We start from the raw sequence: 11,685 nt of genomic DNA, 5'->3' as shown, positions 1-11,685 counted from the left end.
CCGCTCCGAGGGTGGCGAGGGCGGCGACCGTCCGCGCCGCCGGACCCGGCACAGCTGATCGACCGACCGGCCCGGGCGACGTGCGCGTCGCCCGGGCCGGCCCACGGCTCCAGGTCGCGTGCGCGGGCTGGAGCCGTCGTTCGTTCCCCACCCCTCGTGGTACGGAGAGCAGGTTCCCGTGAGTTCGTCTTCCCCCGCGCCGGGACGGGCGGTCACCCGCACCCTCAGCGACGACCCACTCGGCGGCACCGTCCGCCGCACCGTGCTGCCCAGCGGGCTGCGCGTGCTCACCGAGGCGATCCCGGCGATGCGCAGCGTCTCGTTCGGCATCTGGGTGGCGGTCGGGTCCCGGGACGAGACCGGGCCGCAGGCCGGCGCCGCGCACTTCCTGGAGCACCTGCTCTTCAAGGGCACCCGCAAGCGCACCGCGTTGGAGATCTCGTCCGAGATCGAGGCGGTGGGCGGCGAGACCAACGCCTTCACCACGAAGGAATACACCTGCTACTACGCCCGCGTGCTGGACGAGGACCTGCCGCTGGCCATCGACGTGATGTGCGACGCGGTGGCCGACTCGGTGCTGGCCGAGCCGGACGTGGAGACCGAACGCGGCGTCATCCTCGAAGAGATCGCCATGCACGACGACGAGCCCGGCGACGAGGTGCACGACCTGTTCGCCCGCGCGATCTACGGCGACCACCCGCTCGGCCGGCTCATCTCCGGCACCGAGGAGACGGTCACCCCGATGACCCGGCGGCAGATCCAGGGCTTCTACCGCAAGCGGTACACCCCGCCGCAGATCGTGATCGCCGCCGCCGGGAACCTCGACCACGCCGCCGTGGTCAAGCTGGTCCGGCAGGCGCTGCGCGGCACGCCACTGGACACCGACCCGGCCGCGCCGGCGCCGCACCGGTCGACCACCCCGGCGGTCCGCACGAAGCCGGCCGCCACGCTCGTCGAGCCGAAGGAGACCGAGCAGGCCCACGTTATCCTGGGCTGCCCCGCCATCGACCGCACCGACGAGCGGCGCTTCGCGCTCGGCGTGCTCAACAACGTGCTCGGCGGCGGCATGTCCAGCCGACTGTTCCAGGAGATCCGGGAGCAGCGCGGCCTCGCGTACTCGGTCTACTCCTACGCCAGCCAGTACGCCGACAGCGGCGTCTTCGCCGTCTACGCCGGCTGCGCGCCGGGCAAGGTGGACGAGGTGCTGGACCTGACCCGGGCCGAGCTGGCCCGGGTGGCCGCCGAGGGCATCACCGAGGCGGAACTGGCCCGGGGCAAGGGGATGAGCAAGGGCTCGTTCGTGCTCGGGCTGGAGGACACCGGCTCCCGGATGAGCCGGCTGGCCAAGGGCGAGCTGCTCTACGGCAACCTGATGCCGGTGGACGAGCTGCTGGCCCGGGTCGACGCGGTCACCCTGGCGGACGTGAACGACCTCGCCGCCGAGCTGCTCGCCCGCCCGATGTCGCTGGCCGTGGTCGGCCCGTTCGACGAGGGCGCCTTCACGCGCTGACCGGCGTCCGTCCGGCGGTCCCGTCGGCCGCCGGGTCGACGGGTGACGGCGTCCCGCTGGTCGGTCCGCGGCGTGGCCGGCGTCCCGATTGGGATAGGTTGTGCCCCGTGACTGACGTGCAGGAGAAGGGCCCGGCCGACGCGGCCCGGGTCGGCGTGCTGGGTGCCCGGGGCCGGATGGGCATGGAGGTCTGCAAGGCGGTCGACTCCGCCCCCGACCTGGACCTGGTCGCGGCCGTCGACCAGGGTGACGACCTCACCACGGTCGCGGACGCCGGCGCCGGCGTGGTCGTCGACTTCACCACCCCCGACGCGGTCATGGACAACCTGCGCTTCTGCGTGGAACGGGGCATCCACGCGGTGGTCGGCACGACCGGCTTCACCGAGCAGCGTCTGACCCAGGTACGCGACTGGCTGGCCGACCGGCCCGGACTGGGCGTGGTGGTCGCCCCGAACTTCGGCATCGGCGCGGTCCTGATGATGCAGTTCGCGGCACGCGCCGCCCGGCACTTCGAGTCGGTCGAGATCATCGAGCAGCACCACCCGCGGAAGCTGGACGCGCCCAGCGGCACCGCCACCCACACCGCCCGGCTGATCGCGGCGGCCCGCGCCGAGGCCGGCCTCGGCCCGGCCCCGGACGCCACCCGCGACGAGGTGGCCGGCGCCCGCGGCGCCGACATCGACGGGGTACGCGTCCACGCGGTCCGCGCCACCGGCCTGGTCGCCCACCAGGAGGTGCTGTTCGGCACCACCGGCGAGACGCTCACCATCCGGCACGACTCGTACGACCGGGCCTCGTTCATGCCCGGCGTGCTGCTGGCCGTACGCGAGGTGGTCCGCCGGCCGGGCCTCACCGTCGGCCTGGACGCCCTGCTCGACTGATCGCGCGCCGCGCCGCGCCGGTGTCGGCGCGGCCCGCAGGTGCGCAACGGCGGTCAAGCGGTGCCGCCCGCCGCGGGTGCAGGCTGAGCGCATGAACCGGAACGACGGACTCACCGGCCTCCTCGACGTCCTCCAGGCCGCGCTCGACGATCCGGCGGCGAGCCCGGCGGGTCTGGCCGCCCGGGCCCACCTGTCCCGGTTCCACTTCGACCGGCTGGTCGCCGCGGCCACCGGGGAGCCACCGGGCGCGTTGCGCCGGCGACTGCTCCTGGAACGCGCGGCGCACCGGCTGGTCAGCAGCGACCGGACCGTCCTCGACATCGCGGTCGAGGCCGGGTACGGCTCGCACGAGGCGTTCACCCGCGCCTTCCAGCGGTCCTACGGGTTCGCCCCGACCGCGGTCCGGCGACGCCCGCCGCTGGTCTTCCGCGAGCTGGAACTGCCCTGTCCCAGCGGCGTCCACTTCCAACCGCCCGGTGGCCTGCGGCTGCCGGCCGCACGTCAGGAGACCCCGATGAACGTGCTCCAACACCTGGTCGACCATCACGTCGAGACCCTCACCGCGATCATCGACCGCGCGGGTGGCCTCGACGAGCAGGTGCTCGACCGGCCCGTCACCGTGTCCGTGGAGACGATCGACGACCAGCCGACGCTCCGTTCGCTGATCAACGGCATGGTCACCCAGGAGGAACACTGGCTGTCGGCGCTGCGGGGCGGCGACTGGCCCGACGAGAGCGACAGGTCGGTGCGCGGGCTGGCCGCCCGGCACGCGGTCGCGGGGCGGGACTGGCGGGACTTCGTCGCCCGGACGCTGGCCGCCGGCACCCTGGCGGACACGTTCGTCGACACCACCTGTACGCCCCCGACCACCCACACGCTGGGCGGCACCATCGGGCACGTGATCACCTTCGGCGCGGTACGCCGGACCTTGGCGATCGGCGCCCTGTGCAGCGCCGGGGTCACGGATCTGGGCGCCGGCGACCCGCGACCGTACCTCGACCGCGCCGCGCTCGCGCCGACCGACTGACCGCCCCGGCCCGGGGTCGCCGGTCGGGGCACGATGTCGGCGAAAGCGATGGCCGGCGGGTGGGACCGACCCTAGGCTGACCGCCATGATCGACTCTGGAGAGCACGACCGGCTCGGCCGCCGGGTGACCCTGCGGCCGGTGGACGACGACAACTGGCGGGCGGTGGCGGACGTGGCGCCCCGTGACGACCAGCGCGCCTTCGTCGCGGCGCTGGCCGCCCGCTACCTGCTGCTCACCATGCGCTCGAACGTGTGGAACTCGCTCGCCGTGTATGCCGACGACGTCGTGGTGGGACACGTCATGTGGGGCGTGGACGACGACGGCTCACGGTGGATCGGCGGCATGGTGGTCGACGCCGCCGAGCAGGGCCGAGGACTGGGCCGCGCCACGGTGCGGTCGCTCGCGGCCTGGTTGGCCGAGGCGGGTCAGCCGATCCGCCTCAGCTACCACCCGGAGAACACGGCCGCCGCCGCCCTCTACCGCTCCCTGGGCTTCCAGCCCACCGGCGCCATGGAGGACGACGAACTGGTAGCCGAACTCCCCACCCCCTGACCTGGGGCGTGTGCCGCGCTCCCTTCGGTTGAGGACCAAGGGTTTCGTGTCAGATCCGGGCCGCCTCCCGACACGAACCCCTCGACCACCACCGCCGGCCGGGACGGCGGCGGTTGACCATGAAGTTGACGGCAGGGGTGGAGATCGAATCTGCCGCCAACTTCATGATCGACGCTGGTCGGTGGGTGAGGGCTAGGGGCGGGGGAGAGGGGTTTCGGACGGGGGGCGGGGGGTCGGGATGTGCAGGGTGGCCGGGAGGTCGGTCAGGGTGGGGTGGCCGGTGTGGTCGACCGATACGGTGACCGGGGCGCCGGCGATCCGCAGGCCGGCCGCGCTGAGCGCGCCCAGCTCGGGCCCGGCCAGCGGGCGCAGGTCGACGCGGCCGTTCGGCACGTCGGGGTAGACGCCCAGGCCGGCTTGGAGCAGCAGCACGGCCGCCGCCGCCGACCAGGCCTGCGGACGGCAGGCCGCCGGGTACGGCACCGGTCGACCGAGGGCCGACCGGTCGTCCCCGCCGTAGAGCTCGGGGAGGCGGTAGTCGAACGCCTCGGCGGCGGCGAGCAGCCCGTCGGCGAGGCGCAGCGCGGCGGCCCGGTGCCCGGCGCGGGCGAGCCCGGCGAGCACGATGGCGGTGTCGTGGGCCCAGATCGACCCACAGTGGTAGGACAGCGGGCTGAACCCGGCGTCGTCGGTGGACATGGTGCGCAGGCCGAAGCCGCCGGCCAGCGCCTCGGTGGAGAGCAGCGCCGCGACCTGCGTCGACTCGGCGTCCGACAGCAGGCCGGTGCCGAGCAGGTGCCCGATGTTGCTGGTCAGCGAGTCCACCGGGCGCTTGTCCCGGTCCAGCGCCAGCGCCGGCTGCGGACCGTGCCGACCGTCCACCCAGAACGCGGCGCGGAACCGCTCGGCGAGCCGGTCGGCGTAGGCGCGCCAGCGGTCCGCGCCCGGGCGGCCGAACGCGTCCAGCAGGTCGGCGCCGTTCGTCGCGGCCTGGTGCGCGTACCCCTGCACCTCGGCCAGCACGATCGGCGGCGCGGCGAGCCGGGCGTCCCGGAAGCGCACCGCGTCGCCGGAGTCCTTCCAGCCCTGGTTGGCCAGGCCGTGGCCGGTGGTGTCGATGTACTCGACGAAGCCGTCGCCGTCGGCGTCGGCGTGCTCGTCGAGCCAGCGCAGCGCCGCCTCCAGGTGCGGCAGCAGCGGCTCGACCTGGTCGGCGGGCAGGCCCCAGCGCCAGGCGTCGTGCAGCAGCCCGACCCAGAGCATGGTCGCGTCGACGGTGCCGTAGTAGGCGGGCGGCAGCCGCAGCCCGTTGTCGAACGACAGCTCGTGGCGGCGCAGCTCGTGCAGGATCTTGCCGGGCAGCTCGTCCGCGCCGGCCTCGATCCGGGTGTACGACCAGCCGGTCAGCCCGGCCGCCGCGTAGCCGGCGGAGTGGATCGCCGGGGAGAGCGAGTGGGCGATCGGCCGGCCGACCACCGCCGCACGGTGGGGGGCGGCCATCAGATGATCCCGGCCTCCTTGGCCTTCTGTTCGTTGCGCTTCTGTTCCTCGTAGGTCTCCGCGAAGGCCGAGTGGCCCTCCTTGTCGATCGCCACGAAGAAGAGCCACTTTCCCGGCGGCGGGTCCAGCGCGCCTTCCAGGGCCTGCTTCCCCGGGTTGTTGATCGGCGTGGGGACCAGGCCGCGCAGCTTGCGGTTGTACGGGTTCTTCGGGTTGTCCAGCTCGGCGGGCGTCATGTCCTTCGACGCCTTGGTCCGCTGCCCGGTCAGCTCCAGGTAGTAGTTGACCGTGACGTCCATTTCCAGGCAGTTGCAGGGGAACTCGCCGTAGACCCGGTTGTAGGCGACCCGGGCGACCTTGCCCAGGTCGTCCTTGTTGCCCGCCTCCGCCTGGGCCAGCGACGCGACGATCAGCGCCTCGTACGGGGCGATGCGCCGGTCCGACTTCGCCTTCTCGGCGTACTGCATCTCGCCGGTGACGGTGAGGAAGTTGTCCACCATCAGCTTGAGCACCGTTTCGGCGGTCGCCTTCGGCGGGATCTCGTAGGTGTCCGGGAAGAGGAAACCCTCGATCGAGGGCTTGACCTTCTTGCCGTCGGTGCGCACGAACCACCAGTCCGGCACGCCGAGGGCCGCCGGATCCTTCGCCGCGGCCTCGAAGTCCTTGACCGGGATGTCCGTCTTCTCGGACAGCAGCTTGTAGATGTTCTTCGCGGTGCGCCCCTCCGGGATGGTGATCCCGTTGACGATCTTGTTCTTGAGGTCGAGCATGGCCGCGACCGCCGCGTCACCGCTCATCTGCTTGCGCAGCTTGTAGGTGCCGGGCTGGATGTTCTTGCTGCGGGAGTTCTCCTCCGCCGCCTCGATGAACGCCTTGGTGCTCTTCACCACGTCGGCGGCCACCAGCGCGTCGGCCATGTCGGCGAGCAGAGCGCCCTGCTTGATCTCGACGGTCACCTCGCCGGTGCCGGAGCCCTCGTAGTCGGGGGTGACGAAGTAGTTCTGGATCCGGTCGAAGCCGTAGAACGCGCCGCCGCCGATGCCGCCGAGCAGGACCAGCGCGAGCGCGAGGGCGAGGAGGGTCTTGCCCCGGCCACCGCCGGACTTGCCCTGCCGCCGGCGTACCGCGCCGCGTCGGTGCCGGCCCTTCTCCCCCCTCTCCGTGTCGTCGAACCCCAGATCAAGATCGTCGATCATTGCGTCCGCCTCCGCTGTGCGTCCAGCCAGCTCTGCAGAATCTCCACGGCGGCGGCCTGGTCGACCACCGCCCGTTGGCGCTTTCCCCGGACGCCCCGTTCGGCCAGCCTACGACTCGCGACGACGGTCGACATCCTCTCGTCCGTCAGCGTCACCGGAATCGGCCCCATTACATCGGCCAAACGGCTGGCGTAGGCCGAGACGTTCGTCGCCGCGGGGCCGTGCTTCCCGGCGAGGTTGACCGGCAGCCCGACGACGATCCCGACCGCCTCGTGCTCGGCGGCCAGCCGGACCAGCTCGGCCATGTCGGCGGGCACCGCGTCCGGCTCGGCGGTCAGGTCGCGGGCCAACGTGACCAGCGGGGTGGCGAGGATGCCATGCGGGTCGCTGCGGGCCACGCCGACCCGGACCTGGCCCACGTCCACGCCCAGCCGGACGCCCCGGGCGAACTCGGTCATCTGCCGCCATCCCTCCGGAGCCGGTACGGGCCAGGGCGGACCCGGAGGTCCGCCCTGGCGCCGATCAGTGCGCTCATGCCGTGCCAGCTGGGCATGCCCTCACGGCCCTCGCTCCGCTCGGTGCGTTCGCTCATGCCGTACCAGCCGGGCATGCCCTCACGGCCCTCGCTCCGCTCGGTGCGTTCGCTCATGCCGTGCCAGCCGGGCATGCCCTCACGGCCCTCGCTCCGCTCGGTGCGTTCGCTCATGCCGCGTCCGCGACCGCCTTCTCCACCGTGACCAGCAGGTTCGGCGCCTCCGTGGCGGGCAGGCCACCGCCCTGCGCGAGGTCGTCGCTGCCGCCGCCCCGGCCGGAGAACGCCGCCTTGACCAGTTCCTTGGCGCTCAGGCCCCGCCCGCGGGCGGCCTGGTTGACGGCCACCACGAGCGACGCCTTGCCGTTCGCCCGGGCGGCCACCGCGACCACCGCCGGGCGGGCCGCGTCGATCCGGCCCCGGATCTCCTGGGCGAGGGTCCGCACGTCGTTGGCCGCCGCGCCCTCCGGCGCCTCGGTGCCCACGTACGCGACCCCGCGCACGTCCTTCGCCTGCGAGGCGAGCGCGCCGGCCCCGCCGAGCACGAGCTGGGCGCGGAGCTTCTCCAGTTCCTTCTCCGCGTCGCGCAGCTGGGTGACGGTCTGCTCCACCCGGTCGGCGACCTGCTCCCCCGGCACCCGGAACAGCTCGGCCAGCCGGGACACCAGCAGGTGCTCGCGGGCCAGGAAGCCGAACGCGTCCATGCCGACGAGCGCCTCGATCCGGCGGACGCCGGAACCCACCGACGCCTCGGAGAGGATCTTCACCAGGCCGAGCTGGGCCGAGCGCGCCACGTGGGTGCCGCCGCACAGCTCCCGGGCGTAGTCGCCGACCTCGACGACCCGGACCCGCTCGCCGTACTTCTCGCCGAACAGGGCCATCGCCCCGATCCGGCGGGCCTCCTCCTGGCTGGTGACGAACGCGTGCACCTCCAGGTCGGCCAGCAGCACCTCGTTGACCTGCTGCTCGACGTCGTGCAGCACGCTCGGCGCCACCCCGGTCGGGGTGTTGAAGTCGAACCGCAGCCGGCCCGGCGCGTTCAGCGAACCCGCCTGGGTCGCCGACTCGCCGAGGAAGTTGCGCATCGTCTGGTGCACCAGGTGCGTCGCGGTGTGCGAGCGGGAGATCGCCCGCCGGCGCGACACGTCGATCTCGGCGTACCCGGTCTCGCCGGTGCGGACCTCGCCGCGCACCACCCGGGCCCGGTGCACGATCAGGCCGGGCACCGGCTGCTGCACGTCGAAGACCTCGACCTGGCCGCCGCCGACCGTGATCAGGCCCTGGTCGGGCTGCTGCCCGCCGCCCTCGGCGTAGAACGGGGTGGTGTCGAGCACCAGCTCGACCGTGTCGCCCTCGACCGCCGCCGAGACCGCGGCGCCGCCGGACAGCAGCGCGCGCACCCGGGACTCCCGGTTCAGCTCGGTGTAGCCGGTGAACTCCACCGGGCCGCCGCCGTCGAGCACCGACCGGTACGCCGACACGTCGGTGTGCCCGGTCTTGCGGGCCTGCGCGTCGGCCTTGGCCCGGCTGCGCTGGTCGGCCATCAGCCGGCGGAAGCCCTCGGCGTCGACCTGCAGGCCCTGCTCGGCCGCGATCTCCAGGGTCAGGTCGATCGGGAAGCCGTACGTGTCGTGCAGCTGGAACGCCTTGTCACCGGAGAGCGCCGGCTTGCCCGCCGACTTGGTCTCCGCGATCGCGGTGTCCAGGATCGTGGTCCCGGCGCGCAGCGTCGCCAGGAACGCGTCCTCCTCGGCGTACGCGTACTGGGAGATCCGGCCGAACTCCTCGGCCAGCTCCGGGTACGACGGGGCCATGCAGTCCCGCGCCACCGGCAGCAGCTCCGGCAGCGCCCGGTCCTGGTAGCCCAGCAGCCGCACCGCCCGGATCGCCCGGCGCATGATCCGCCGCAGCACGTAGCCACGGCCCTCGTTCGACGGGGTCACGCCGTCGCCGATCAGCATCAGCGCGGTGCGGACGTGGTCGGCGATCACCCGCAGCCGCACGTCGTCCGGGTGCGACTGGTTGGCCGCGTGACCCGAGTGCGCGCCGTACCGCTTGCCGGTCAGCTCGGCCGCCCGGTCCAGGATCGGCTTGACCTCGTCGATCTCGTAGAGGTTGTCCACGCCCTGCAGCAGCGAGGCCATCCGTTCCAGGCCCATGCCGGTGTCGATGTTCTTCGCCGGCAGGTCGCCGAGGATCGGGAAGTCCTCCTTGCCGACGCCCGGACCGCGCTCGAACTGCATGAAGACGAGGTTCCAGAACTCCAGGTAGCGGTCCTCGTCGACCTCCGGACCGCCCTCCCGGCCGTACTCCGGGCCACGGTCGTAGTAGAGCTCCGAGCACGGGCCGCACGGGCCGGGGATGCCCATCGACCAGAAGTTGTCGGCCTTGCCCCGACGCACGATCCGCTCGGTGGGCACGCCGGTGGCGCGCCAGATGTCGTACGCCTCGTCGTCGTCCAGGTAGACCGTCGCCCAGATCCGCTCCGGGTCCAGGCCGAACCCACCCGCCTCCACCGACTTGGTGGCCAGGTCCCAGGCGAGCGGGATCGCCCCGGACTTGAAGTAGTCACCGAAGGAGAAGTTGCCGTTCATCTGGAAGAACGTGCCGTGCCGGCTGGTCTTGCCGACCTCGTCGATGTCCGGGGTGCGGATGCACTTCTGCACGCTCGTCGCGCGCGCGTACGGCGCGGTCTGCTGACCCAGGAAGTAGGGCACGAACTGCACCATGCCCGCGTTGATGAACAGCAGGTTCGGGTCGCTGATGGCGGGCAGCGGAGCGGACGGCACCACGGCGTGCCCGTTCGCCTCGAAGTGGGCGAGGAACCGCCGCTTGATCTCCGCCGTCTTCATCGCTGGTGCTCCTCCGGGAAAATCTCTCGGTCGCCGATCCGCGGGTCCTCCCGCAGTTCGGCGAACTCGTCGTCGTACGCCTCGCCGCGGGCGAAGGCCTCGTGGATCTCCTGCTCACGCTCGGCCATCGAGACCCGGACGTCGTCCACGAAGGCACGCACCGACTCGACGAGCCCGCCGGCGGACTCGGACAGCCCGCTGGCGATGCCCGCCGGGGTGTACGCCTGCGCGGTCCGGGTGGCCTTACGGACCACCAGGACGCCCACGGCCAGCCCGATGCCCAGCCAGAACAACCGCCTCATGCTCTCATCCTTCCGCGTACGCCGGTCGGGGTCAGCGGTTGCCGCGCCTGGCGGCCCGGCGCTGCTGCTTGATGGTGTCGCGCACCTCGCGCTCGGTCTCGGCGTGCCGGCGGGCGGAGGCGGCCTTGCGCACGCCGTAGCCGAACGCGGCCACCTTGACCAGCGGGTTGGCCGCGGCGGCGGAGACCACGGTCGCCAGGTTCGCCACGTTCGCGGTGACGTTCTGCGCGTGCGTGGTCATGGTGTCCACCTTGGCGAGCTGGAGGTTCACCCCGTCCAGCGAGGTCTGCACCTGCTCCAGCGCCACGTTGACGTTCTTCACCGTGGTGTTCACGTCCCCGAGCAGCGGCGCGGTGCGGTCGTTCAGGTCACCGATCATGCGGGTCGTCGCGTCCACGGTGTGCCGCAGCCGCAGGATCGGCACCGCCAGCACGAGCACCAGCATCAGGAACGCACCGGCCGCGATCAGCGCAGCGATCTCTCCACCACTCACGCGCATGTCCTCCTCAAGCAGTGCCCCGGGGCCGGACGCCCCGGGACGCGCGACCGTCCCTACCCACTTCGCGCCACGCCGACCCGGTCACCGGGCGCGGGCGGGCGCGCCAGCCCCAGACCCTACCGTCCGTGATGGAAGTCGGCTCACGACGGTGAGGGGGTCGGCTCACCGAGCGGGTCGTCGCTCAGGGTCGGGTACGGATCCTCACCGGTGAGTGACGGATCGGTGGTCGGCGTGGGGCCGGTGCGCTCGTCGTCGATCGCGTTGCGCACCTTCACCGACACCAACGAGCCGGTGCACTTCGCCGCTGCGGTCGCGGGCGGCGCGGACGGCGCCGGTTCCCCGTCCACCGGCGGCGGTGTGCAGGCGGGATCGCGGACCCACAGGTCGAGCGTCAGCTCGTCCCGGCGCCAGCAGGTGTAGCTGCCCTCGACCTTCTCCTCCGGGCAGCGGTCGACCTTCCAGCGCCGCCAGCCGTCCTTGGCCAGGGCCGCCTCGTAGACCGTCACCGTCTGCTTCCAGCCCTGCTCCGACTCGACCGCGCGTTCCCGCAGCCGGCAGTCCTGCAGGCACCACCGGCTGCCGCTGACGTTGTCGACCGTCTTGGTGGCCGCCCACGACGGCACGTCGAGCGCGTCGAGGGTGTCGAAGACCGGATCGCGGCTGAGCGTGCGCAGGCCGAAGTAGAGCGGCACCGCGCCCAGCAGCACGAGGCTGACCAGGGCGAGGATGCCCATCCGCAGTCGACGCCGCTCCCGTACCTGCCGGCGCAGCTCGGACCGGGCGCCGCGCAGGCCGCCGCCCGCCGCGCCCTCGTCGGGGCCGGTCGCCCGGGG

12 protein-coding genes are annotated in these 11,685 nt (G+C 72.8%); 4 read left to right on the top strand and 8 right to left on the bottom strand.

The genetic code is table 11. The annotated features are described in order from the left end of the window. The first annotated feature begins 178 nt into the window (after positions 1–178). The 4 genes from HUW36_RS15265 to HUW36_RS15250 all read left to right on the top strand — a co-directional run bounded on the left by HUW36_RS15265 (position 179) and on the right by HUW36_RS15250 (position 3,971). Positions 179–1,510 carry a M16 family metallopeptidase gene (locus tag HUW36_RS15265; RefSeq protein ID WP_174528775.1) on the top strand — a complete coding sequence of 444 codons (1,332 nt, stop codon included), beginning with the start codon at positions 179–181 and terminating at the stop codon, positions 1,508–1,510. Between the two features lie 107 nt (positions 1,511–1,617). After that, positions 1,618–2,391 carry a 4-hydroxy-tetrahydrodipicolinate reductase gene (gene dapB, locus HUW36_RS15260; RefSeq protein WP_174528774.1) on the top strand — a complete coding sequence of 258 codons (774 nt, stop codon included), beginning with the start codon at positions 1,618–1,620 and terminating at the stop codon, positions 2,389–2,391. A gap of 91 nt (positions 2,392–2,482) precedes the next feature. Beyond that, positions 2,483–3,418 (top strand): helix-turn-helix domain-containing protein, encoded by a 936-nt coding sequence (locus HUW36_RS15255; protein ID WP_174528773.1) that lies wholly within the window; start codon positions 2,483–2,485, stop codon positions 3,416–3,418. A gap of 85 nt (positions 3,419–3,503) precedes the next feature. Next, the gene (locus HUW36_RS15250; protein ID WP_174528772.1) at positions 3,504–3,971 is read left to right on the top strand and encodes a GNAT family N-acetyltransferase; all 468 of its coding nucleotides are present in this window, start codon (positions 3,504–3,506) and stop codon (positions 3,969–3,971) included. A gap of 192 nt (positions 3,972–4,163) precedes the next feature. Here HUW36_RS15250 and HUW36_RS15245 read toward each other — a convergent pair whose 3' ends face one another. The 8 genes from HUW36_RS15245 to HUW36_RS15210 all read right to left on the bottom strand — a co-directional run. Continuing rightward, positions 4,164–5,471 (bottom strand): amylo-alpha-1,6-glucosidase, encoded by a 1,308-nt coding sequence (locus tag HUW36_RS15245; RefSeq protein WP_174528771.1) that lies wholly within the window; start codon positions 5,469–5,471, stop codon positions 4,164–4,166. Beyond that, the gene (gene mltG, locus HUW36_RS15240; protein WP_174528770.1) at positions 5,471–6,667 is read right to left on the bottom strand and encodes an endolytic transglycosylase MltG; all 1,197 of its coding nucleotides are present in this window, start codon (positions 6,665–6,667) and stop codon (positions 5,471–5,473) included. Before mltG ends, HUW36_RS15245 begins: the two co-directional genes overlap by 1 nt. Continuing rightward, positions 6,664–7,125 carry a Holliday junction resolvase RuvX gene (gene ruvX / locus HUW36_RS15235; protein ID WP_174528769.1) on the bottom strand — a complete coding sequence of 154 codons (462 nt, stop codon included), beginning with the start codon at positions 7,123–7,125 and terminating at the stop codon, positions 6,664–6,666. The genes mltG and ruvX overlap by 4 nt, the downstream gene beginning before the upstream one ends. Further along, a complete protein-coding gene (locus tag HUW36_RS15230; RefSeq protein WP_174528768.1) occupies positions 7,122–7,373 on the bottom strand; it encodes a hypothetical protein in 252 nt (83 codons plus the stop codon). The genes ruvX and HUW36_RS15230 overlap by 4 nt, the downstream gene beginning before the upstream one ends. Further along, the gene (gene alaS, locus HUW36_RS15225; protein ID WP_174528767.1) at positions 7,370–10,051 is read right to left on the bottom strand and encodes an alanine--tRNA ligase; all 2,682 of its coding nucleotides are present in this window, start codon (positions 10,049–10,051) and stop codon (positions 7,370–7,372) included. The genes HUW36_RS15230 and alaS overlap by 4 nt, the downstream gene beginning before the upstream one ends. Next, the gene (locus HUW36_RS15220) at positions 10,048–10,353 is read right to left on the bottom strand and encodes a hypothetical protein (RefSeq protein WP_174528766.1); all 306 of its coding nucleotides are present in this window, start codon (positions 10,351–10,353) and stop codon (positions 10,048–10,050) included. The genes alaS and HUW36_RS15220 overlap by 4 nt, the downstream gene beginning before the upstream one ends. A gap of 31 nt (positions 10,354–10,384) precedes the next feature. Continuing rightward, complete coding sequence (locus HUW36_RS15215) at positions 10,385–10,846, bottom strand: DUF948 domain-containing protein (RefSeq protein WP_091578082.1); 462 nt, start codon at positions 10,844–10,846, stop codon at positions 10,385–10,387. Positions 10,847–10,992: 146 nt separating this feature from the next. Continuing rightward, positions 10,993–11,685: hypothetical protein (locus HUW36_RS15210; protein ID WP_425487240.1), on the bottom strand; the 693-nt coding region annotated here is incomplete at its 5' end.

The sequence above is a fragment of the Micromonospora maritima genome, from assembly GCF_902825405.1.
Taxonomy (GTDB): domain Bacteria; phylum Actinomycetota; class Actinomycetes; order Mycobacteriales; family Micromonosporaceae; genus Micromonospora; species Micromonospora maritima.
This window is presented reverse-complemented; position numbering and strand designations above follow the sequence as displayed.